26 protein-coding genes are annotated in these 22,270 nt (G+C 65.6%); 16 read left to right on the top strand and 10 right to left on the bottom strand.

The genetic code is table 11. The features are described from left to right. Positions 1 to 241: 241 nt before the first annotated feature. Positions 242 to 1,042: a VUT family protein gene (locus LGM56_RS32245; protein WP_226207784.1), complete on the bottom strand. Its 801-nt coding sequence runs from the start codon at positions 1,040 to 1,042 to the stop codon at positions 242 to 244. 542 nt (positions 1,043 to 1,584) lie between these two features. Between LGM56_RS32245 and LGM56_RS32240 the strand changes: the two genes are divergently transcribed. Continuing rightward, positions 1,585 to 2,100, top strand: a complete 516-nt coding sequence (locus tag LGM56_RS32240; protein ID WP_226207783.1) for a GNAT family N-acetyltransferase — start codon at positions 1,585 to 1,587, stop codon at positions 2,098 to 2,100. A 75-nt stretch (positions 2,101 to 2,175) separates the two neighbouring features. Here LGM56_RS32240 and LGM56_RS32235 read toward each other — a convergent pair whose 3' ends face one another. Further along, positions 2,176 to 2,640: a plasmid fertility inhibition factor family protein gene (locus LGM56_RS32235; protein ID WP_089456141.1), complete on the bottom strand. Its 465-nt coding sequence runs from the start codon at positions 2,638 to 2,640 to the stop codon at positions 2,176 to 2,178. Positions 2,641 to 2,784: 144 nt separating this feature from the next. On the opposite strand from LGM56_RS32235, the gene LGM56_RS32230 reads away from it, so the two are divergent. Continuing rightward, entirely contained in the window at positions 2,785 to 3,360 is a 576-nt protein-coding gene (locus LGM56_RS32230) for a hypothetical protein (protein ID WP_226207782.1), read from the top strand. A 227-nt stretch (positions 3,361 to 3,587) separates the two neighbouring features. Continuing rightward, positions 3,588 to 4,196: a hypothetical protein gene (locus tag LGM56_RS32225; protein WP_226207781.1), complete on the top strand. Its 609-nt coding sequence runs from the start codon at positions 3,588 to 3,590 to the stop codon at positions 4,194 to 4,196. A gap of 430 nt (positions 4,197 to 4,626) precedes the next feature. On the opposite strand, the gene LGM56_RS32220 is transcribed toward LGM56_RS32225, so the two are convergent. Beyond that, positions 4,627 to 5,370: a DUF695 domain-containing protein gene (locus tag LGM56_RS32220; RefSeq protein WP_226207780.1), complete on the bottom strand. Its 744-nt coding sequence runs from the start codon at positions 5,368 to 5,370 to the stop codon at positions 4,627 to 4,629. A gap of 86 nt (positions 5,371 to 5,456) precedes the next feature. Here LGM56_RS32220 and LGM56_RS32215 point away from each other — a divergent pair, with 86 nt between their 5' ends. The 5 genes from LGM56_RS32215 to LGM56_RS32200 all read left to right on the top strand — a co-directional run bounded on the left by LGM56_RS32215 (position 5,457) and on the right by LGM56_RS32200 (position 8,006). Then, complete coding sequence (locus LGM56_RS32215; RefSeq protein WP_226207779.1) at positions 5,457 to 5,840, top strand: VOC family protein; 384 nt, start codon at positions 5,457 to 5,459, stop codon at positions 5,838 to 5,840. A gap of 46 nt (positions 5,841 to 5,886) precedes the next feature. Next, the gene (locus LGM56_RS32210; RefSeq protein WP_046546333.1) at positions 5,887 to 6,195 is read left to right on the top strand and encodes a phosphatidylserine/phosphatidylglycerophosphate/cardiolipin synthase; all 309 of its coding nucleotides are present in this window, start codon (positions 5,887 to 5,889) and stop codon (positions 6,193 to 6,195) included. Between the two features lie 208 nt (positions 6,196 to 6,403). Next, the gene (locus tag LGM56_RS36985) at positions 6,404 to 6,646 is read left to right on the top strand and encodes a hypothetical protein (protein ID WP_226121710.1); all 243 of its coding nucleotides are present in this window, start codon (positions 6,404 to 6,406) and stop codon (positions 6,644 to 6,646) included. A 178-nt stretch (positions 6,647 to 6,824) separates the two neighbouring features. Beyond that, positions 6,825 to 7,370, top strand: a complete 546-nt coding sequence (locus LGM56_RS32205) for an aspartyl-tRNA synthetase (RefSeq protein WP_226207808.1) — start codon at positions 6,825 to 6,827, stop codon at positions 7,368 to 7,370. Positions 7,371 to 7,532: 162 nt separating this feature from the next. Further along, positions 7,533 to 8,006 (top strand): VOC family protein, encoded by a 474-nt coding sequence (locus LGM56_RS32200; RefSeq protein WP_046545626.1) that lies wholly within the window; start codon positions 7,533 to 7,535, stop codon positions 8,004 to 8,006. Positions 8,007 to 8,080: 74 nt separating this feature from the next. On the opposite strand, the gene LGM56_RS32195 is transcribed toward LGM56_RS32200, so the two are convergent. Further along, entirely contained in the window at positions 8,081 to 9,052 is a 972-nt protein-coding gene (locus LGM56_RS32195) for a sensor domain-containing diguanylate cyclase (RefSeq protein ID WP_089494779.1), read from the bottom strand. Between the two features lie 264 nt (positions 9,053 to 9,316). Between LGM56_RS32195 and LGM56_RS32190 the strand changes: the two genes are divergently transcribed. Further along, the gene (locus LGM56_RS32190) at positions 9,317 to 9,535 is read left to right on the top strand and encodes a hypothetical protein (RefSeq protein ID WP_089494780.1); all 219 of its coding nucleotides are present in this window, start codon (positions 9,317 to 9,319) and stop codon (positions 9,533 to 9,535) included. 106 nt (positions 9,536 to 9,641) lie between these two features. On the opposite strand, the gene LGM56_RS32185 is transcribed toward LGM56_RS32190, so the two are convergent. Continuing rightward, entirely contained in the window at positions 9,642 to 10,265 is a 624-nt protein-coding gene (locus LGM56_RS32185; RefSeq protein ID WP_034201824.1) for a phospholipase D family protein, read from the bottom strand. Between the two features lie 340 nt (positions 10,266 to 10,605). Further along, a complete protein-coding gene (locus tag LGM56_RS32180; RefSeq protein ID WP_089494781.1) occupies positions 10,606 to 11,094 on the bottom strand; it encodes a winged helix-turn-helix transcriptional regulator in 489 nt (162 codons plus the stop codon). A 178-nt stretch (positions 11,095 to 11,272) separates the two neighbouring features. Between LGM56_RS32180 and LGM56_RS32175 the strand changes: the two genes are divergently transcribed. Both LGM56_RS32175 and LGM56_RS32170 read left to right on the top strand, forming a co-directional pair. Continuing rightward, on the top strand, positions 11,273 to 11,710 hold the full coding sequence (locus LGM56_RS32175) for a PaaI family thioesterase (RefSeq protein ID WP_039358790.1): 438 nt from the start codon (positions 11,273 to 11,275) through the stop codon (positions 11,708 to 11,710). A 147-nt stretch (positions 11,711 to 11,857) separates the two neighbouring features. Continuing rightward, a complete protein-coding gene (locus tag LGM56_RS32170; RefSeq protein WP_226207777.1) occupies positions 11,858 to 12,910 on the top strand; it encodes an NADP(H)-dependent aldo-keto reductase in 1,053 nt (350 codons plus the stop codon). A gap of 87 nt (positions 12,911 to 12,997) precedes the next feature. Here the strand turns inward: LGM56_RS32170 and LGM56_RS32165 are convergent, their stop codons facing one another. Together LGM56_RS32165 and LGM56_RS32160 are read right to left on the bottom strand one after the other, a co-directional pair. Next, positions 12,998 to 14,284, bottom strand: coding sequence for an MFS transporter (locus LGM56_RS32165; RefSeq protein WP_226207776.1), 1,287 nt, complete (start codon positions 14,282 to 14,284; stop codon positions 12,998 to 13,000). Between the two features lie 35 nt (positions 14,285 to 14,319). After that, complete coding sequence (locus LGM56_RS32160) at positions 14,320 to 15,741, bottom strand: M20 family metallopeptidase (protein ID WP_226207775.1); 1,422 nt, start codon at positions 15,739 to 15,741, stop codon at positions 14,320 to 14,322. 166 nt (positions 15,742 to 15,907) lie between these two features. Here LGM56_RS32160 and LGM56_RS32155 point away from each other — a divergent pair, with 166 nt between their 5' ends. From LGM56_RS32155 to LGM56_RS32140, 4 genes are all read left to right on the top strand, one after another. After that, positions 15,908 to 16,861, top strand: a complete 954-nt coding sequence (locus LGM56_RS32155; RefSeq protein WP_226207774.1) for a LysR family transcriptional regulator — start codon at positions 15,908 to 15,910, stop codon at positions 16,859 to 16,861. A gap of 64 nt (positions 16,862 to 16,925) precedes the next feature. Then, entirely contained in the window at positions 16,926 to 18,053 is a 1,128-nt protein-coding gene (gene mnmH / locus LGM56_RS32150) for a tRNA 2-selenouridine(34) synthase MnmH (protein ID WP_089494785.1), read from the top strand. Continuing rightward, positions 18,050 to 19,108, top strand: a complete 1,059-nt coding sequence (locus LGM56_RS32145; protein WP_089494786.1) for a permease — start codon at positions 18,050 to 18,052, stop codon at positions 19,106 to 19,108. The genes mnmH and LGM56_RS32145 overlap by 4 nt, the downstream gene beginning before the upstream one ends. Before the next feature lie 101 nt (positions 19,109 to 19,209). Beyond that, the gene (locus LGM56_RS32140; protein ID WP_034174145.1) at positions 19,210 to 19,632 is read left to right on the top strand and encodes a hypothetical protein; all 423 of its coding nucleotides are present in this window, start codon (positions 19,210 to 19,212) and stop codon (positions 19,630 to 19,632) included. 36 nt (positions 19,633 to 19,668) lie between these two features. On the opposite strand, the gene LGM56_RS32135 is transcribed toward LGM56_RS32140, so the two are convergent. After that, positions 19,669 to 20,502: an ABC transporter permease gene (locus LGM56_RS32135; protein ID WP_089494787.1), complete on the bottom strand. Its 834-nt coding sequence runs from the start codon at positions 20,500 to 20,502 to the stop codon at positions 19,669 to 19,671. Between the two features lie 6 nt (positions 20,503 to 20,508). Then, positions 20,509 to 21,423 (bottom strand): nodulation factor ABC transporter ATP-binding protein NodI, encoded by a 915-nt coding sequence (gene nodI / locus LGM56_RS32130; RefSeq protein WP_264171048.1) that lies wholly within the window; start codon positions 21,421 to 21,423, stop codon positions 20,509 to 20,511. A 336-nt stretch (positions 21,424 to 21,759) separates the two neighbouring features. Here nodI and LGM56_RS32125 point away from each other — a divergent pair, with 336 nt between their 5' ends. Further along, positions 21,760 to 22,257, top strand: a complete 498-nt coding sequence (locus LGM56_RS32125) for a universal stress protein (protein WP_039358765.1) — start codon at positions 21,760 to 21,762, stop codon at positions 22,255 to 22,257. The last annotated feature ends 13 nt before the right edge of the window (positions 22,258 to 22,270 follow it).

Raw genomic sequence — 22,270 nt, 5'->3', positions numbered from 1 at the left:
TTGCATCATTGCTGTTGCGATCATCTAACTGCACGAAGCGCTGGTGGTTCTGCGTGCAAGATACTTGACCAGGCTTCTCGGGCGATAGGTTCTGATGCCTTGTCCCTGTCACAGCCTCGCCGCGCGCGGTTTCGCTTTCCCAAGCAGTGATCTCACGCACTGAAGCTGACACGGGCTGGCACCTGCACGTCGAACTTCTTCGATCAAAGCGTAGTCAGCTAGATCTGGACGGCGCTCGTCGTCACCGATCGGCCACATTGCTCGCGATCCCCGCCTGAACCGTTCGAGTGTTTCTAAAAACCACCCACGACCACAAAGCGCCACCCGCCACCTTTGCAACGAACTGCAATGCGGCGATCGTCGGAAACACCGCCCCGAACGCAATAAGCGGAAAGACGATGGAGTCGACAGCCGCACCCGCGACGTTCGCACCGTTGGCGCGCGCCAGTATCGGAAAGCGACGTGCGAGTTGAAACACGATTGCACTTGCTACGGCTGCCGAACCGAACGCTGCGAGAGACGCGAGGGCGATTTCCTTGGCAGCCGGATTGAGCGCGTAACTGACAACACCAGCGGCCGCGATCAACGCAAGCATCCTTGACCAAAGCGCGCGACCGCGCCAGTCCAGATGGAGTCGGTCTCGAATCGCGAGATCGAGTCCGATCAGAAAGAACGCGATGATCGGTGTAGCAGCGGGTCCGAAATGAGCGACCATCAGGTTCGCGACAGCGACTGCTGCGATATAGATCAAGACGTACATGATTCCCCTGCAGTGAAGAGTGCGCGCTGCGCCGATTCGGAGCCGAAGTTTGCCATACATGGCCGATTGAATGGAGTGGTGCTTTGCTACGAGCAAGCCGGGTGGAGCTTCGCACGGTTGGCGGACGGCCAGCGTTGCGGGCGACAGGATATCGTCACTGTGTCGCCGGTTTTCATCAATGGATCTTCGACACGAGATTGGATGGCCGTATCCCGCCGACATGATGTTGCGAAGTTTCCTGTCCCAGCTAAGGTTCTTGCGCTCCGTGCCGTTATCTTCCATGGACAGCCCTCGTGCCTCGAATGCTGATCCGTTTTCTTGCCTGCTCGCGTTCCGCGTGAGCAGGCTTTTTTCGTTTATGGCCGCGCTTTGCGCATGAATGGCGGAATGGGACAGGGACTTGGCGTGAACCGACAGCGCGCAACAGTCTTGCATTGATGTAATGTGTCGGCTTCCTCGTGCCCTCATGCTTTGCAGGGCCGTTCGATCCCGACGACCAATGATGGTGTCGGGATTTTTTTTGCCTTCATTCCGTTGCACAGGCAACGAGTTGCAGCGACGCCCGGCGGGCAGGCGCTGACGCGATCGCGTCAGGCGTGAAGAAGACGAGCGCTGGCGGACGTCACGAGCTGGTGGGTGGCGACGGCGCATGCAAGGTACGCGCCGATTACGTGCGGAGTGCGATGCCGTGATTTCGTCGGCTCGGGACAGGCCGACACGGTATCGTTCGCACGCAGGTCGTCGAGGGTTGCATGCCGCAACGCGCGGTATATTTTGCGGCGGGATGTCCCGATCAAGAGAGCAAGCTGAAGGAGTGACCACCGATGCCGGAAACCCGGGCCACGCTGCGTGCCGCGACAGCGCACGACGCAAACCATATCGCTCGCCTGCACACGCTGAGCTGGCAAACCGCATACAGCCACATCCTGCCGGCTGCCTACCTCGCCGACGAGGTACCGACGGAGCACGCGAACCGATGGCGGCACTATCTGGATCGCAATGAAGAAGAGTGGGGGCTCGTGCTGATCGCCGAGGCGGATGGCGAGCCCGTGGGCTTCGTCAGCGCCGAGCGTCCGGTCGACCCGGTGCCTGGCGTGTTGCTCGACTGCCTGCACGTCCATCCTGCGCATCACGGAAGCGGCACGGGCAAGCGCATGATCGAAGCCGTTCGTGCCTGGGCGCGTACGTTTGGCGTGGACAAGGTCCACCTGAAGGTGCTGGAGGACAACGAACGCGCGATCGGTTTCTATGAACACAACGGATGGCAACTGGCGGGTATCGAGACGAGCCGCATCGGCCAGACGGAGGTCACCGACCGGATCTATGCGATACAGGCGTAGCGGCCTGGCGACGTTCGAGCGAACGGTCGCACGAGGTACGGCCGTCGCCGGGCGAAAGCCGAACGGACTCCGTCGCTACTCGCCGCAGTACCGCACGAGCAAATCGGCTTCCGTCTCGTGCACCTCGACGGGCAGGGTCGTTGCGCCTGCATAGGCCAGATAGCGTGCGCGATGCTGGCCGTTGCGGAACGACGCGACGCCGACCTTCGACAGGCCGGGGATGCCGAGCAGCGTTCGCGTTCTCGTCTCGCGAAACGTGATGTACGGCATGTCCGCAATCCTGTCCTGTTCAGGATCGAGGAATTCGCGAATGCCCGCGGCTTTTCCAGGGGCCCAGTACAGAACGGACGGCAACACGTAGTCCGTCGTGTCGCGGTCGGCACATGCCAGCAGTTTCGGCAGGTCGATCGTCACGACCCGATGGCGCGTATCGTCAGACGAGAATACCCGCTTGAGGTGCGTGTAGGCATAGGGTGTGTGCCCGGGAAGCTGGATCACCCAGACTTCTACGCCATTTTCCTGTGCGTGGGCGAGTGCCATTGTTTCCTCTGATGCCGCAAGCGGCCTTATTGATTCCAGTTTAGCAGCGCGATTGCGGCGGCGAGGCAGGACAATACCCGAAATAGGAAATCGGCACGATTCGCGGCAGAACCTTGGCCGCGAGCAAAAGCGCGGAGAACAATAGTGAGCAAATCGATTGCGGTCATGTGTCGGCGATCGATATCGACAGGTCACGAGAATATCGCGATACTGCTCGCGGACATGATGCGCCGCGCGAATTTCATCGAAGATTCATACAGTGTCGAGGAACCCGATGCGCGGCACATCGTAAGTACAGAGCTGGCAGATCGACCGGAGAAAACCATGTCGTCGAAACTTGAAATCGAGTATCTCGATTACTGTTTCACCGCGATGCTCGAAATCAGGGCGTCCGGTCGGACAGGCGTTGTCGACTGGCATCTCGAATCCGATTCGCGAAGCAAGACGCTTGCGTGGGTCGTGTTCGATCGATTTCTCGAGCGACATGATTTCGTCGATGAAGAGGATGCGCGTGCCAACATCATCGACTGGCTGGAGCGGCTGGCCGATCCGAGATCGGGCGCGCCGGTCGAAATGGCGAAGGCGAACGCGGTTGCTGCCGGGACGGTGGCGACGGGCGCATCGACCACATCGACTGCCGAAATCGTCGACGAAACCGTCATCGATATCGCGGGCGAACTCGACTGGATAGAGATGGTCGCAGAATGGCTTTTCAGCTGACCGTCACGATGACGAAACCCGGTTGTCATGACGCGAGTCACGGCGTTCGCAAACTGCGGTTTCGAAAAAATCGGTGCAAGAAAATGAAACCAGAATCGTCTCGATCGGAAAAATAGAATAAACCTGCTTTGACAACACCTGCGACTTACCGGAGACTGGGCCCGGGCTGAAAATATCCGATTGAATTAAAACAAAATAAAACTCCAGACATGAAAAGAAGAACGCTGTTGACGGCGGGCGCGATCGTTGTCGCTGCCGGCCTGGCAGGCTGCACTGCCATGCTGTTCGAAGACGGCCATTACGAAGAGACAGTCGACCGATTCCTCGTCAGCGAGGACGGCAAGCAATTCGTCGTGCTCGGCAAGAAATATCACTACATCTTCGAGATGCCGGAGCATCTCGGCGCGGTGCTGGCATCGCCTTACCGGAAATCGATCGAGGCGTCGCTATCTGGGTTCGTCGCGCAGGGTAGCAAGATTTCGGGCGACTTCTCGCTGCGGCTCCACCGCGATCACATGACCGATGAGGACTGGAATCGTGCGCTGGAGGACGGTTTCACGAAGCTCGGAGACTGGGATCTGGGGATGAAGGGTGAACTGGCCGGATCGCGCTATCGCGCCGATGGTTTTGCGCATGGCAAGACGTGGTCGTCGTTTGCGCATGCGTACAAGATCCCGGTCACCGACCACATCACGACGGCGGGCAAGGCCGTGCGCGTGCTCGCGACGCCTGTCACCCTCGCGGCCGACGGCGTGATGATGATCGGGGCCGTGGTGCTGTCGCCCATCATCGTGGTAATGCTCGCGCCTGTCGCGGGCGTTGCGCTCGGACCGTGACGCGATCCGCGCGGCACGCGAGCGAACCAATTGCTGCGGCATTGTCACCAAATGGTGAGTTGCCGCACAGATCGTTGTGCGGCCCACGCTCACAATTTGGCCGGTTGACCGTTCTTCCCCGGCCCGGTCAACCGTTTCCCCGCTCGCTCGCGCAGGAGCGGGGGCTTTTTGCCCGTCCGACGCGGGAAGGCTGCGTCGACGGAACCGGACAGGCGTCCGGCGGGCGGCGTGAGCGCATCGATTGCGCGCCCCGGCATCCGTTCGCCTGGTCCGCACGAATCGCTTTCCTCGTGCCTGAGCGAACCCTCAGGCCCATCGCCGGTTTCGGCCGGTGATGCCTTGGTCCCGGCGGCGCGCAAGCATGCCGCCGGGATATTTTTTGCGCCGGATGCGTTGCATCACGTGTCGCACAGCGGGCAGGTCGACCCGCTCAGCCAGCCTGTTCGACGCTGGTTTCCCATCCGTCGTAATCCCCTCCGAGTGCACGCACTTCGTGGTTGATCGCGATCGTATGGCGCGTGATGTCGGCCAGCGCCATGGTGCCTTCATGTGAAAACCGGACCGCCGACTTGCCGTCCTCGGTGGGCGCCACCGATTCGACCGGATAGCCTTTCGATTCGGCCCAGTCCGCGAACTGATGCGCGTCGCTCGGGTCGGGGAAGTATGCCCAGTGCATCACGCGCCGGCTTACCTCGCTGGCGTCGCCTTTCTTCCGCAATTCATCCAGCACGCGCATGTCGCGCATGATCAGCCAGTCGTCATCGGTCGGGTAGAGCGTCTGCCAGTACGCTTCCTTGTCCGGATCGTCCTGATGTGCGTACTGCAGGGCGTAAGTCGTCTGATCGGCCAGCGTGTCGATGATCTCCGCCGCTGCCTCGTGATCGAACGGCACGTAGAAGAGGAAATCCCGGTGGCCGTCGACGGTGATGCGGCCAACCTGCACGCCCCCTTTCGCGGTGATCGTCGCGTCGAGCAGATCCTCGATCGTCGCGAGGTCGGTGAATTCGTCGCCGCTCGGCAGGCCTTCCGGTGTCGGATGCGCAAAGGGGACGCGCACGCTGAGCAGCGACGTGCGCGGATCGCCTTCGGCGATTTCCGCAAAGCTGTGGTTGAAGCTGATGAAAGCCTGATGGTCGCCCATTCTGGCAGGGAAGGTTCCCCAGGCGTCGGTCATGTGTTTCTCCCGTGCACGATTGTCTGTTGACGGTTGTAAAGCGTCCCAATGTATCATCGAAAATCACGTGGGCCGGAGACGCGCGCATGATCGCGAGTCTGGGCATTCTGGTGCCGGTCGAAGACGATCGCTTCCCGGCGGTGGTGGATTTCTATCGGGTGGCGCTCGCGCTGCCCGTGCATGCCGAAGGCGTGTCGGCTGCGGGGAATCCGTGGCATCGCTTTGTCTTGGACGGGGCGGCGCTGGCCATCCATACGGGTAGCGGCGGCAAGTTTCCGTACCCTGAGTTTCGTCCGACCGGCCATGGCATTGCGCTGGCGATCGAAGTCGCGCACGTGTCGGAAGCCGTCGCGCGACTTGAGTCGTGTCGCGTCAGTATCCTGAACGAATGGGACTACGGCGACGGCACGATCGCGATTTCCGTGGCCGATCCGGCGGGAAACGTCTGCGAGATCTGGGGCCGTCCGTGATCGTGTATCGGTACGGCGGCCCGCAAAAAATTCGAAGGAGATGCCGATGTCGATGTTTGCGGTGAATGGCGTGCGAATCGATCCGCTCAGCGCGCGCGTGACGCACGTGCGCTGGGCGGCCGTGAATCCGGCTGACCGGTCGTGGGCGGCGACGCCGAGCGAAGCACCGGTGGCAGATGTGGCGCGTGCGCTTGCGTCCGGTAACGATGTCCGCGCAATCTTCTCGGCATCGGACGCCACCGCGATCGGGCCCCGGCTGAAGCGCGTGCTGTATCGCGATGCATCGGAAGGCATCGAGCTCGACATCGATGCAACGAACGAGTCGCGCACTTTGCGCGACCTGCCGCAAATCTGACCGGCGCGGCATGCGTCAGCGATGGCGCGTGCCGCCGCATGGAGGGCGGCACCTGGCCGAATGGCCGCTCGCGCGACGTCGATCGCGAGGAGTAGTATTGGATGGTCGCCATGCTGCATTGGCGGTTGCGCCGAACGGTCTGACGGGGCACGTGATCTTGAGCGAGCCCGTTTTCCCGGAAGCGAATATCGCAAACGCGTACGAAATCATGTCAAGACCGCTCATCGCCCTGTTGGCATCCGCTCTTTGTCTGGCGTTGTCGGCTTGCCAGACCGCGCCCGAGCCGCCTCCGCTCCCGTCGCCCGACACCGCGTCGGCTGCCGCGGCCGTGCCGGCATCTTCGCCGTCCGAGCCGATCCGTGGCGTCGGCCAGGCACCTCATCTGGCAGGGCAGAGCCACTGGGCCATTGGTCAATGCACGACCAACGGTACCGTCAAGGTGTGCAACTGAACATGGCCGATGCCGACGGAGCGTGGCCGGTTCCGTGCGGACGAAGGCGTGTTGTCGTGCGTCGATGCTTACCGTCGTCGATCCCGAGCATTTTGCGGCGACAGGCCGCCTGTCTCGGCGCGTCGATCGGGTATCCGGCCGCGATGAGCGGGTTGCCGTCGACGTGAGCGATTGCGCGATGAACGACGAAAGCGAAACCACCGATTCCGCCGGCTGGCACGTCGATTCCGACGCGGGAACCGTCGTCGGCCCGTTGCCGGTGACGCTGGCGGTCGACGGCCGGAGCCTGAAAAGAAGGGCGATCGCGTGCGCGGTGCTGGCCGTGGCGAGCCTGTGCGGTTACGCAGCCGCGCCGGCGCTTTGGCCGGTGGCGGCACTGGCCGTGTTGCTGGCGCTGGCGGGGGCCGCCTTCTTCGTGTCGTCGCGGCGCAGGATGGCGCTGCAGGTCGACGAGACGGGCTTCAGGCTGATCGGGGCTTTGCGCGAGCAACCCGTCACGCGATGGCGTGACGTCACCGAATTCCGGATCATCAGCGTCGCCGGAAATCGCTACATCGGCTACCAGTTCTCGGCGCTTTCATCGCGCAACAAGGTACCGGGTGGCGTGATGCTGCCGATCGCCCGGTTTGCCGATCTGCCGCTCGATGCGGTGGCGGGATTGCTGGAGGCATGCCGCCGGCAGTTCGGCGTGCCGGGCAACGAGGCCGACCTGACGCGCCGATGACGTCCGATGCGGGGAACCCGCGTGCGCCGATACCCGAGAAAACAAAAAAATGTTGGGCGCCGTGTCGATTTCCGCCAGGTTCGTCCGTCGTAGCATCGGAGGCGTGCGCATCGCGCGTCCGTCCCGATTCCGATACGACAACCGCCCGAAGGAGCGACACCCATGTCCACGTCCGTCAAACCGATCCCGGAAGGGATGCGCACGCTGACGCCGCACCTGATCTGCGCCGGCGCAACCGCAGCGATCGACTTCTACAAGCGCGCGTTCAATGCGAGCGAACAGTTTCGCCTGGCGATGCCCGACGGCCGGCTCGCGCACGCGTGCCTCGTGATTGGCGATTCGACACTGATGCTGGTGGATGAAATGCCCGAGCACGGCGCGCTCGGGCCGAAGGCACTGAAAGGCACGCCGGTGTGCCTGCACCTGTACGTGCCGGACACCGACGCGGCGATCGCGAAGGCGGTCGCGGCCGGCGCGACGGTCACGATTCCGGCTGCCGACATGTTCTGGGGCGATCGCTACGGACAGGTCGAGGATCCGTTCGGCCATCGCTGGTCGCTCGCGACGCATCAGCGCGACCTGACGCCCGAGCAGATCGCGGAGGCCATGGCCAGCGCGCCGCCGTGCGGAAGCTGATGCAACCACGCAACCGCAGTTGAGCGGCGGGGCGGCAGGGCGGCGACATGCGCCTGCGCCTGGTCCGCCCGCGCTTACTTGCCGGCCGTCTTGCCGCGCTGCTTGTCCTCGTACATCCGTTGATCGGCCGATGCGAGCAGGTCGGTCACGTCTCGATGCCGTGCGGGATCGTAATCGACATGCCCGACGCTGAACCGGATGTCATAGCCGCGTGCGTCGGCCGCGTTGCGCAGCGCGAGCGCCCGCGTCACGCGTTCGACCGGCTCGGCAACGTCGGCCGGATCGGTGGCGCTCAGCAGCACGACGAACTCGTCGCCGCCAAGCCGGGCGATCACGTCGCTGTCGCGCAGCGCGCCCGTCAGCGTGTCGGCGAAGGCCTTGAGCGCATGGTCGCCTTCGGCGTGGCCGAAGCGGTCGTTGATCGACTTGAAATCGTTCAGGTCGAAGAACAGCAGCACCGCGTGACGGTCGAGGCGATCGCACAGGCTCAGCACGTGGCGGGCGAGAATCTCGAAGCCGCGCCGGTTGGTCAGTTGCGTGAGCTCGTCGGTGGTCGCGAAATGCAGCGCGGCGATCTCGCGCTCGGTCATGTGGGCGAGATCGCCGAGCAGCGCGAGCTCGTCGGGTTCGAGCGAGCGCGGCCGCGTGTCGATCAGGCAGAGTGTGCCGATGGGCGCACCGTTTGGCGCCGTGATCGGTCGACCGGCGTAGAAGCGGATGCCGGGCGCGCCGGTGACGAGCGGGTTGTCGTGGAAGCGGTTGTCGTTCAGCGCATCCTGGATCACCATCGTATGGCCCTCGTGCAGCGCATGGGCGCAGAACGACACGTCGCGCGACGTTTGCGTGACATCGAGCCCGGCATGGCTCTTGAACCACTGCCGATCGTCGTCGACGAGGCTGACGAGGGCGATCGGTACGTCGAACAGCCTGCGTGCAAGACGCGTCAGGCGATCGAAGCGCTCTTCCGGTGGCGTGTCGAGGATCGAGAGCGAATGAAGCGTATCGAGCCGGGCCGCCTCGTCGGCCGGTTTCGGTGCGATTTGCATGGGCCTTGTCTTTTGTCGCGGCTGCGAGGCCGGTTACGGGATCGTATGTCGGACAGTATCGCGCATTGTTCGGCGCATCGCCACGTTGCGATTCCGCCGACCGGGGGGGCGACCCGGCACGAATCGATGCAGATGGGGTGAGAAGCAGGCGCCATGGGACCGCGTTTCGCCCCGATGCGCAATCGGAGGCGCGATACCTCAAGGTACCCCGGCGCATTGCCGTAAACAGGGCGAGTCCATTCGTTCATCGCCGCCCACCGCACCATGGTTCGATTTCTGTACGCGGGCTATCTCGCGTTTGCGCTGTATCTTCTTTATCCGACGGTCCAGAACACGCTGGCATTCGGCGTCGTTTGCGTGAGCAGCGCGCTGCCCGGCGGCTTGCCGACGTCGTCGGCAAGCGGCGCGAGCGGACAGGCGAATCGCTGTGCGCCGACGACGCAGGCCGGTGCGGCGACCGGGCGGACGCCCGACATCCATTGAGTGCGGCGGCGCGCTGGCCATTCGGCTGAATTGAGTTGCGCGCCGCGCTCGCCGATCATCAGCAATACGGCGGATCGAACACGGGGCGCGCGCCGCGCGGCCTGCCTCAGTAGCTGGAGCGGTACGGCGTGCCCTGGTCGAAGCGGCTTTGCCAGTGCGTGAGATAACGCGACGCGAGTTGCGGGTTGTTCCACACCACGACGACGTTCTCGGAATTGCGGCTGGCCGCCGATGCGCTGTAGTTGAACGAGCCCGTTTCGACGTGCTCGGCGTCGATCACGAGGTACTTGTCGTGATGGATCGCATAGGCGTCGATCGTGCGCGTCGGGATGCCTGCGTTGACGAGCAGGTTCAGCGCCTGCTTGCTGCTTTTTGCGCGATTGCCTTTGTCGTCGACGACCACCGCGACATTCACGCCGCGTCGCTTGGCCGCGAGCAGCGCACGCGTGACAGGCGGCGACGTGAACGAATAGGCGGCGACGCGGATCGAGCTGCGCGCGGCGCCGATCGCTTTCAGCACGAGCGCTTCGGCACCGCCGTCGGGCGAAAACGCCGATTCGACGACCTGTGTCGCGGGTGCTTCGTGAGTGGGGGCCGGCAGCCAACGCGACACGAGGTCGATCGCCTGTTGAAGCAGCGATTCACTTTGCGTCTTGCCGAAGGCGGCGAACGGAGTGGCGAGCAGGGAGGCGGCGAGACAGGCAGCGGCGAGGCGATTGCGCGACAACATCTTGGACAGCGAATAATTTCGAGACAGCGGGCCGTGAGTGTAACGCAGACGTGGCGGCCCGGTCACGTGTGGATGAGACGGGATGACGCATCGCGATGACCGCGGTGGCAGAGGCGGTGACGCAAAGTTGCGTTGTGCGGGATCCGAGTGCGTGATCGGGTTGATCAGCGGCTGGAGTCGAAAGCAGCGCGCGATTGCGCTTGCGGTGGTGGGAGAGTCGCGGCATGCAAGCCCTGCGCGAGTGCAGCCGGGTGGGCTCGACGCAGGCACGCAACAGCAGCGTGAGTGCGACTAACGATCCGTGTGCGTTGCGCGTTCATTATGGACGCACGACGCTGCATCAATTCTCGTCCGCAGGCGCCCCGGCTGCCTCGACTGCAATCCACCCGGGGCCACGCTCCGGCTGCACGTCGCGTGCGTCGAGCGGCTCGCCGCATGCGGAGCATACGGTGACCGCATGCATCAGATGGCCGCAAGTGCGGTGACGCAACTGCACCGGCGGCCCCTGGCCGTCGTCTTTCCAGCGGTCGCCCCACGCCGTCAGCGCGAGCAGGGTCGGGTAGAGGTCGAGGCCCTTGTCGGTCAGCCGGTATTCGAACCGCGGCGGCCGCTCCTGATACGCGCGCTTGACCAGCACGCCTTCGTCGACGAGTCGCGCGAGCCGCTCGGCCAGCACATGACGCGTGAGGCCAAGCTGGGCCTGGAATGCGTCGAAGCGGCGGCAGCCGAGGAACGCGTTGCGGAGGATCAGCATGGTCCAGCGGTCGCCGAGCACGGCGAGCGTACGCGCGACCGAACAGTTCAGCGTGCCGATGTCATCCCATTTCATCGTCGAGTCTCTTGCATCCTTGGCGGCAGTTCAGCGAAACAGCGGGTTCGATTATAGAACCCGCCTTCGGTTGTAACGGGCCCGGCCACGTTGACAACGGCCGCCGTCGTTGTCAATAATGAGTTCCAATTTGGAACTTACTCGCGCGGCGACGCGCTTTCAACCCGGAGACAACCCGATGAACCCGCTTTCCTTGTCCGGTCTCGATCTGTTGCGCGCGGCGGTATCGGGCGATGCACCGCTCGCGTCGATTTCCGAGACGATCCCGATGCGTCCGCTCGACGTCGAACTCGGCTACGTGAAGTTTTCGGCGCGGGCGGACGGCCGGCACCTGAATCCGCTCGGCGGCGTGCACGGCGGGTTCGCCGCGACAGTGCTCGATTCGGTCACCGGGTGCGCGGTGCATTCGATGCTGGATGCGGGCGTCGGCTACGGCACGGTCGATCTGCATGTGAAGATGCTGCGGCCCGTGCCGCGCGACGTCGACCTGGTCGCGGAAGGGCGCGTGATCCACCTGTCGCGTTCGCTGGGCGTCGCGGAGGGCACGCTGAAGACCGCGGACGACAAGATCGTCGCGCATGCGTCGGCAACCTGTTTCATCCAGCGGCCGCAGTGACGGCGGGCGGCAGCGCCATCGTCCGGGCCCGCGCGTGAACCTCGTTGCCGGCGCCGAAGGCCGCCTGTAAGCGTAGGCGGAGCCGGTCTGAAGCAGTCGCTTCAATGTGATAGCGTTCCTGCTTTCCACCGACGCGACAGGAGCAGCATGGAATACCGCACACTTGGCGATTCGGGCATCGAGGTCAGCCTGATCGGCCTGGGCACGATGACGTGGGGCGAGCAGAATTCGGAGCGCGATGCGCACGAGCAGATCGACTACGCGATCGGGCAGGGCGTCACGCTGATCGATGCCGCGGAGATGTATCCGGTGCCGCCGAAACCCGATACGCAGGGGCGCACCGAGGCGTACATCGGCACCTGGCTCGCGCAGCATCGCGCGCAGCGCGAGCGCATCGTGCTCGCGACGAAAATCGCGGGGCCGGCGCGGCAGCCGCACAATCCGCGCCATATCCGCGGCGAAGGCAACCAGTTCGACCGCAAGAACCTGACCGAAGCGCTCGACGGCAGCCTCAAGCGCCTGCAGACCGACTACGTCGATCTCTACCAGTTGCACTGGCCCGATCGCAGCACGACCACGTTCGGTCGTCCCGCCTATCCGTGGGTCGACGACGCCTATACGGTGCCGATCGAGGAAACCCTCGGCGTGCTCGCGGAATTCGTGAAGGCCGGCAAGGTGCGCGCGATCGGCGTGTCGAATGAAACGCCGTGGGGCGTCGCGCAGTTCCTGCGCGCAGCCGAGAAGCTCGGGCTGCCGCGCATCGCGAGCATCCAGAATCCGTACAGCCTGCTGAACCGCACGTTCGAGAACGGGCTGTCGGAATTCACGCATCGCGATGGCGTCGGCTTGCTCGCGTATTCGCCGCTCGCGTTCGGCTGGCTGTCCGGCAAGTACGAGAACGGTGCGCGTCCGGCCGGCGCGCGCATCACGTTGTTCGAACGCTTCCAGCGTTACAGCAGGCCGCAGGCCGTCGAGGCGACGTCGCGCTATGTCGCGCTTGCGCGACGTCACGGGCTGTCGCCCGCGCAGCTCGCGCTGGCGTTCGTCAACAGCCGGCCGTTCACGCGCAGCAACCTGATCGGGGCGACGTCGCTCGAGCAGTTGAAGGAGAACATCGGCAGCGTCGACGTGAAGCTGTCCGAAGAGATCCTCGCCGAGATCGACGCGCTGCACGAACTGCAGCCGAACCCGGCGCCGTGACCTGAAGCAGGCGGCGCCTGGCCCGCGCGGCAGCGATGCCGCGACGGGCCGCGCCGGCGGCGCATCGCTGCGCCGTCGGTTCTTCCGTTAGCGCATCTTGAGCCGCGTGCGCGCGACGAACAGCGCGGCGAGGCTCAGCAGCGCGCACCCCATCAGGTAGAGCGCCGGCGACAGCCGGTTGCCGGTCGCACTGATCAGCCAGGTGATGACGAACGGCGCGAAGCCGCCGAACAGCGTGACACCCGTGTTGTAGCTGACCGCGAGCCCCGTTGCGCGGGTTTGCGACGGGAACAGCTCGGCCATCAGCGCCGGCAGCGCGCCGCAGTACATCGCCTTCAGCGCGCCGATCCAGACCAGGGCGGCGAGCATCGTCGCGAACGACGCGTGACGCGTGAGCCACGCGAACGTCGGGTACACGGTGACGAGCATCAGGACCGCCGCGACCGCCATCATGCGGATCCGCCCGGTACGATCGGACAGGTGGCCGACGACCGGTGTGACGAGCGTGAGCACGAAGCCGGTCGCGAGCGTGGCCGCGAAGCCCGTCGAGGCGGGCAGGCCGAGCTGCTTGATCGCGTAAGTCGGCATGTACAGGATCATGTAGTTGATCGCGGTCGAGATCACGAGCGCGCCGATCGACAGCAGCACCCGCACCTTTTGTTCCGCGAACAGCTCGCGCACCGGCGCTTCCGAGCGTGCCTGCGTCTTGAACTCGACGCCTTCGTCGACGTAGCGGCGGATATACAGCCCGACCGGGCCGATCGCGAGCCCGAACAGGAACGGCACGCGCCAGCCCCAGCTTTCGAGTTGCGCGGTCGTCAGCGTGGCGGTCAGCAGCGCGCCGAAGCCCGATGCGAGCAGCGTCGCGAGGCCCTGGCTCGCGAACTGCCAGCTCGACATGAAACCGCGCCGCTGCGGTGCATGCTCGACGAGGAACGCGGTCGAGCTCGCGAATTCGCCGCCCGCGGAAAAGCCCTGCATCAGCCGCGACAGCATGATCCCGAGCGGCGCGAGCAGGCCGATCGATGCATAGGTCGGCATCAGCGCGATCAGCAACGTGCCGGCCATCATCATCGCGATCGACAGCAGCAGCGACGCCTTGCGGCCCGCGCGATCCGCGTAGGCGCCGAGGATGAAGCCGCCGATCGGCCGGATCAGGTAAGACAGCCCGAATGTGCCGAGCGTCAGCATCAGCGACGTCGCTTCGCTGGTGGCGGGGAAGAACAGCTTGGCGATCGTTACGGCGAAGAAGCCGTAGACGATCAGGTCGAACCATTCGAGTGCGTTGCCGATCGACGCCGCGAAGATGATGCGCCGGATCTTCGCGGCGCTGGGGCGGGCGGCTTCCTGCGAGGTCAGGGTGGTCGTATTCATCGTGTGTGCAGGTCCCGTGAAAGGGGCGAAGCGCGTTACAGGGCGGCGCCGGCCGCGGCGGGCGCCGTGAGGCGAACGGCCGGCGCGTCGTCGCCGAGATCCCAGAAGAGGCCGGCCATCATCTGCAGCCCCTCGCTGACGACGCTCGCGAGCAGGTGCTCGTCCGGTGCGTGCTGCGAGCACGCCGGGTACGAGTGCGGCACCCACAGCGTCGGGAGCCCGAGCGTGTCGGCGAACACGTCGTTCGGCAGCGTGCCGCCGAGATTCGGCAGGATCGCGGGCTTCTTGCCGGTGGTCCGCGCGAGCGACGCGACGACCCAGCGCACCCACGGATCGTCCGGCGGCACGCGCGTCGCCGGTGCGCCGCGCTCGACGTCGATCTCGATGTCGGCGAAGCCGTGCGCATCGAGATGCGTGCGCAAATGCGCGTGCAGCGCCTCCCAGTCGGTGCCGACGACGAAGCGCAACTGGCAGTGCGCATACGCGGCGGGCGGGATCGCGTTGACGGGGTGCTCGGGGTTGCCGGCCTTGAACGCGAGGATCTCGAACGTATTCCAGCCGAACACGCGCTCGGGCGCGGTGAGGCCGGGCTCGCCCCAGTCGGCGTCGAGCGCCGGATCGCCGGGGCCTCCGCCGACGGAAAGATCGGCGAGCGCATCGCGCACGGCCGCCGGGATCGGCGGCGGACGCAGCCCCGCGACGCGAATCGCGCCACGCGCATCGACGACGCTCGCGAGCGCATGCGCGAGCACGATTGCCGGGTTCCGCAGCAGCCCGCCCCAGTTGCCGGAGTGATGCGCGCCGTCGCGGGCGCGCAGGCTCAGCTTGAAATTGACCGAGCCGCGCGAGCCGAGGAACACCGTCGGGCGCGCGGCGGCGATGCGCGGGCCGTCGGAGGCGATCAGCACGTCGGCCGCGAGCGCGTCGCGCTCCTGGCGGCACAGTGCGTCGAGCCCCGGCGAACCCGTTTCCTCGCCCATCTCGATCAGCAGCTTCGCGTTGAAGCCGAGCCGGCCGCCGCGCGCGTCGAGCACGCTCGCCAGTGCGGCCAGGTTAATGGTGTGCTGGCCCTTGTTGTCGGCGCTGCCGCGGCCGTACCAGCGGTCGCCGTCGGCCGTCAGCGTCCACGGCGACAACGGCGCGCGCCACTGTGCGTCGTAGCCGCGCACGACGTCGCCGTGGCCGTAGATCAGCACGGTCGGCAGCGCGTCGTCTTCGTGGCGCGAGGCGAGCAGGAACGGGCCGCCGCCGTCGACGGGATTGTCGACGATCCGCGACGTGAAGCCGAGGCGCGCGGCCTCGGGTGCGATCTCGTCGGTCAGGTAGGCGCGCAGCGCGTCTTCGTTGCCGCTGTCCTGGCTTTCGGTGCGCAGACCGACGCGGCGGCTCAGGGTCGTGAAGAACGCACCGGATTCGAACTGGTTCAGCGCGTGCTGGATGGCGGCGGTACGGCTCAAGTCGGGTCTCCTCTGACGGGTGCGCCGCACGCGCCGGATCGGGCATGCAGCGTGAAATGCGATCGATTCTAGGAAGCCGTTTTTTTTGTCACAATGATCGAATTTCGAACCTTTCTTTGCCGAAAAGGCAAAGCGGCAAGCCCGGCAGCCGGGCGGAGACAGAGCGATGGCGGCTTTCCTGCATGGCCTGGCGTTGCGGTATTTCGTCGAGGTGGCGCGCACCGGCTCGATCAGCGACGCGTCCGCGCGGCTGCACGTGGCCGTATCGGCGATCAGCCGCCAGATCGCGAAACTGGAGAGCGAGCTCGGCGCACCGCTGTTCGAGCGCCGGCCGCGCGGAATGGCGCTGTCGGAGGCCGGCGAGCGGCTGCTGGCGTTCGCGCAGCGCAGCCTGCTGGAGGCCGAGCACGTGATGAAGGACATCGGCGGGCTCGACGCACTGCACGGCAGCCTGCTGAAGATCGCGTGCTCGGAAGGGTTCGCGATCGATTTCCTGCCCGGCACGCTGGCCAGCTTCAAGGCGCGCCATCCGGGTGTCGATTTCTCCGTATGGGTGGTGTCGCCGGCGGACGCGACGCGGCGTGTGCGCGATGGCGATGTGGACGTCGCGTTGAGCTTCAGCCTCGCGCCGGAGAAGGGCGTGTGTGTCGACCACACCGAGCGCGCGCCGATCTTCGCGTTGGTGCGGCACGACCATCCGCTCGCGACGCGGGAAGCCGTGTCGCTCGCCGATGTCGCGCGTCACCCGCACGTGCTGCCCGAGGCCGGCACGACGGTGCGCCAGCTGATCGACATCGCGTGCGCGCTCGACGGGCTGTTGCTCGAGCCCGAACTGACGAGCAACAACACGGCGGCGATGTACGGTTACGCGCGGCGCACGGGCGCAGTGATGTTCACGGGGCTGCTGTCGGTGCGTGACCGCTGCGCCGCGGACGGCTTCGTCGTCGTGCCCGTGACGAACCCGCAGCTGCGCGAGCGCAGCATCCAGGTGCAGACGATGGCGGGGCGCGATCTGCCCGCGTCGGTTCGCGCATTCCGCGACCATCTGATCGACGCGATGCAGGCCGCGTCGGCGCCGCCGACTGCCGCGCGGGGCCCGAGAGGCCGGCCCGTGAGATAATCGTCAATCCGCCTTCCGTGCCCATGCGGCTCATCGAGCCGCATCGCCCCTGTTCGACGCCAAATTGAAGAACCTGATTGTCACCCTCGATCGCGCCGGCGAGTTCGACGAGATCATCGACGTGCGCACGCCGCTCGAGTTCGCCGAGGATCATATTCCCGGCGCGCTGAACGCGCCCGTGCTCAGCAACGAGGAGCGTGTGCTCGTCGGGACGATGTACCGCCAGGTGTCGCCGTACGAGGCGACCCGGGTCGGTGCGGCCATCGTCGCGCGCAACATCGCGCGCCATCTCGACACGACGTTCGCCGACCGCCCGCGCAACTGGCGGCCGCTGATCTACTGCTGGCGCGGCGGCAAGCGCTCGGGCTCGATGACGACCTGGTTCAACCTGATCGGCTGGAAGGCGCGCCAGCTCGACGGCGGCTACAAGGCGTACCGCCAGTCGGTGTGCGCGACGCTCGACTCGCTGCCGACGCGCTTTCGCTATATCGCGCTCGTCGGCCATACGGGCTGCGGCAAGACGCGTCTGCTGAACGCGCTGCGCGACGTGGGCGCGCAGACACTCGATCTCGAGGCGCTTGCATGCCATCGCGGTTCGCTGCTCGGCGCGCTGCCGGGCAAGCCGCAGCCGGCGCAGAAGGGGTTCGATTCCGGGCTCGTCGAAACGCTTGGACGTTTCGACCCCGAATGGCCCGTGTTCGTCGAATCGGAAAGCCGCAGGATCGGGCTCGTGCAGTTGCCGATCGCGTTGATCGAGGCGTTTCACGCAGGGCCGTGGGTGCATGTCGACGCGGCGCACGACGAGCGCATCGCATTTCTCCTCGACGATTACGCCCACCTGTTCGACGAACCGGACGCGTTCAAGGCGCAGCTTCATCGGCTGATCGGCCTGCATAGCCGTGAGCAGGTGACGCACTGGAAGGCGCTGATCGATGCGGACGCACGGGCCGAACTGTTCACCGAGCTGATCGACAAGCATTACGATCCCGCCTATGCGCGCACCTATCGCGCGACGTACAACAAGCCGAACCGGGCATTGACGTTCACGTTCCGGCCCAATGCCGCGGACGGGCGCGATCAGGCGCGCGCGCTGCTGGCCGAACTCGCGCAGGCCGGGTTGCCCGCATCGGCCGCGCTCGCCGCGGGCGCGACATCCGAAACCGACCAAGACCAATCGACGACCACACGATGACGACCACACGCACCCAACCCAGTCCCGCCCTCGGCTGGATGACCTTCCTGCTGATCGCGGTCGCGGGACTGTTCTATGTGAAATGGTTTCCGTACTACAACAAGGCGTTCGTCGCCGCCGAGCACCATTCGATCGGCCAGTCGATCCTGATGGGCACGTCGGCGACCGCGCCCGAGCCGTCGCTGAAGGCCGCGCTCGACTATGCGTGGGCGTACGGCAAGGCGATCTGGCAGGCAATGGTGCTGGGCCTGCTGCTCGGTTCGGCCGTGCAGGCGCTGCTGCCGGCGCACTGGGTCGCGCGCGTGCTCGGCCGCACCGGCTTCGGCAGTGTCGCCGCGGGCGGCCTGCTGTCGCTGCCCGGCATGATGTGCACGTGCTGTGCGGCGCCGGTCGTCGCGGGGCTGCGTGCGCGCCATGCATCGCCGGGCGGCGCGGTCGCGTTCTGGCTCGGCAACACGGTGCTGAATCCGGCGGCGCTGGTCTTCATGGGCTTCGTGCTCGGCTGGCACTGGAGTGCGCTGCGCCTCGTGCTCGGCATCGCGATGGTGTTCGGGATCGGCTATCTGCTGAACCGCATCGCACGTCCCGAAGACCGCAGCATCGACGATGCGCAGCTCGCCGCGCTGGCGGCCGAGCAGGCCGCGGCCGGCAATCCGTTCGTTCGCTGGATGAAGCTGCTTGCGCGCATGGCCGTGCGGCTCGTGCCCGAATACATCGTGCTCGTGCTGCTGCTCGGCGCCGCGCGCGCGTGGCTGTTCCCGCATATCGGCCCGGACATCGGTAATCATCTCGGCTGGATCATTGCATTCGCGGTCGCGGGCATGCTGTTCGTGATTCCGACGGCCGGCGAGGTGCCGATCATCCAGGCGATGCTGTCGCTCGGCATGGGCGTCGGCCCGGCCGCCGCGCTGCTGATGACGCTGCCGCCGATCAGCGTGCCGTCGCTCGCGATGCTCGCGCGTTCGTTCAAGCCTTACATGCTGGCGATCGTCGCGACGCTCGTCGTCGTGTTCGGGATCGCGAGCGGCCTGCTCGCGGTCGCGCTCGGGTTCTGACGCGCGCGGGCGGCGCGCCAGCAGGGCGCAATCGTCGTATTCATCCGGCGCCGCCGTTTCACGCGTGCGGCGCCATTTACAAGAAGCAAACAGGAAAACGCATGACCCAACCGAAGATCCATCCTCGACTCGAAAAGGCGCTGACGCGCGGCGATCTCGCGATCCGCCAGGCCAATTCCGCGCGGGCGACTGCCGTGCTGAACGCACTCGGCACGATGATCATCGAGGCCTCCGCAACGATCGGCGTCGAGGCCAGCATCGACATTCCGCAAGGCGACCGCATTTACGATCCGGTCAACGGCCTGTGGCCGCAGAAAATGCTGGTGTCGTTCGACGGCCCGGTGGACGAAGCCGACAAGGAAGAGCTGCGCACGGTGTATCTGGTGGCCGACGATCCGGGCACGCAGTTCCGCGTCGAATGGCATCGCGCGGACGGCAAGCTCGGCCGCCAGGAAGGCGGCCCGCTCGCGACCGTCGCGTTCCTGACCGACGTCGAGATCCCGTGGAGCGACGACGACGAGTAAGGTCGTCGCAGAAAGCCGGCGCCCGTGCGCCGGCCGTCAGCGCATCATCCGCCGCCGGAACAGCCACGCGGAAAGCAGGAATCCGCCGACCGCGTAACCGGCGAGCACCGCGACATGCAGCGCGACGTCGGTCGCCGGCCGGCCGAGCATCGCGGGCCGGATCAGCTCGACGGCATTCGCGAGCGGCAGCGCCTGCGCCGCATGCTGTGCGATCGGCGGCAACTGCGTGATCGGGAAGAACACGCCCGACAGCAGCAGCATCGGCGTCAGCACGAGCGTCTGATAAAACATGAAGAAATCGTAGGACGGCGCGAGCGCCGTGACGATCATCGCGATGCTGGCAAACGCGAGGCCCGCGAGCGCGATCACGGGCAGCGCCGCGAGCATCGACGGAAACCGCGCATAGCCGAGCGCCCCCGCGACGAGCATGATCGCGGCCCCCGACAGCATCGCTTTGCTGGCTCCCCAAACGATCTCGCCGAGCACGATGTCGCCGAGCGCGAGCGGCGTATGCATGATCGCTTCCCACGTGCGCTGCACGTGCATGCGCGAGAACCCCGAATACATCGACTCGAAGCTCGCGGACATCATCACGCTCGACCCGACCGTGCCGGCCGCGAGGAATGCGATATACGACACGCCGTCGACATGGCCGAGCATCAGCCCGAGCCCGAACCCCAGCCCGAACAGATAGATCATCGGATCGGCAAGATTGCCGAACATCGACGCGAGCGCGAGCTTGCGCCAGACGAGATAGTTGCGCCGCCAGACGGCGATCCAGTTGGTCGCGTTCGCGGGCATCGCGATCGCGAAGCGCGACACGCGCGGCGGTGCCGACGGTGCGGCGGTCGAATAGTTGCGGACATCCATGATCGATCAGTCCTGCATTTCGCGGCCGGTGAGCCGCAGGAACACATCTTCAAGATTGGCCGGGCGATGCAGATAGCGCAACCCCGTGCGACCCTTGAGTCGCGCGCTCAGCGGTTCCGGATCGCTCACGTAGCAGAACAGCGTCTCGCCGCTGATCTCGGTGTGCTTCGCGAACGCCGACAGTTCGTCACGCAGCGTGGCCGGATCGGGCCCGTAGATCTCGATCACGTCGCAGCCGATCTCCGATTCGATCAGCGCGTGCGGCGCGCCTTCGGCGATCTTGCGGCCTTCCTCGATCACGCACAGGCGGTCGCACAGGCGCTCGGCTTCTTCCATGAAGTGCGTGGTGATCAGGATCGTCTTGCCGCGTGCGAGCAGTGAGCGCAGCCGCTCCCACATGAGGTGACGCGCCTGCGGGTCGAGGCCCGTCGTCGGCTCGTCGAGCACCAGCACATCGGGATCGTTGACGAGCGCGCGGGCGAGCGTCAGGCGGCGCTTCATGCCGCCCGACAGCTCGCCGACCTTCGCATCGGCCTTGTTCTCGAGCTTCGCGAATTCGAGCAGTGGCTTCACGAGCGCGTGCGCGGCCTGCGCCGACATGCCGAAGTAGCGACTGAAGACGAGCAGGTTCTCGCGCACGGTGAAGTCGGGGTCGAGATTGTCGAACTGCGGGACGACCCCGACGCGCTGGCGCGCATGCCGCGCACGCGATGGAACCGGTTCGCCGCAGAGCGAAATGGTGCCTGCATCGGGATGCGTGAGGCCGAGCAGCATTTTCAGCGTGGTGGTCTTGCCGGCGCCGTTCGGCCCGAGCAGGCCGTAGCATTCGCCGGCCTGGACGGTGAAGGACAGGCCGTTGACGACGAGCTTGTCGCCATAGCGCTTTTCGACGTTCCGGAAATCGATCGGTGCAGCGGACATGGGCATGTTGTCGTTGTAGGCGGCGCGGAAGCGCTCCGCTGCCGGATGCGTGGCCGGTTGACGAACCGATCGGACGATTGCGTGTCACACGGGCATGACCGAAGCGCACGACGCCGGCGCCTGATGGCCCGCTGGAGTACGAACGGGCCATTCTAGTGCATCGGCTGCGTCTCTTCAGGGCATGCCTGCACGGTGCGATGCCTGTACGCACCGATCGTGCACTGCATCATCGCGCACGAGCCGAGCGGGGCGAATCAGCGTTTTCCATCCCTTGCGTCCTGAATTGCGGCGCACCATGATGAATGCGTAGGCTCGTTGTTGCGATAGGGAGGTTTCATGGCTAGCTACAACAAGATTTTGCTGTGTTACGACGGCACGCTCGAAGGACGCAAGGCACTGCGTTGCGGCGCCAATCTCGCGATGGACCTCAAGGCCGAGACGCATTTGCTGTCGGTGGTCGACATGCGCTCGAGCATTGCACAGAGCGCGGGTTTGCTGACCGACGTCGCATGTGGCCGGTTCGAGGAAACCGCGCGTGAAATCCTGCAGGAAGGGGTGAACTGGCTGCGCGAGCGCGGCGTGCAGGCCGAGGGCCATTTCGCGTTCGGCTATCCGATCGACGAAATCGCGAATCTCGCGACGGAGCTGAAGGCCGACCTCGTCGTCGTCGGCCATCGGTGCCGTAGCGGGTTGTCCAGATGGTGGATGGGGTCGGGCAACACGCAACTGCTCGATCGCGTGAACTGCAGCATTCTGGTGGCGTGTTCGTCGGCGCAGGAGCAGAAGGAAGAAATCGCGCGGGAGCGTGAAGCGGCCACGGCGAACGGCAAATGATCCAATGATTCGA

The organism is Burkholderia sp. AU38729, assembly GCF_020419725.1.
Lineage (GTDB): Bacteria > Pseudomonadota > Gammaproteobacteria > Burkholderiales > Burkholderiaceae > Burkholderia.
Note: the sequence above shows the minus strand (reverse complement) of the source record. Positions and strands in the feature narration are given on the sequence as shown.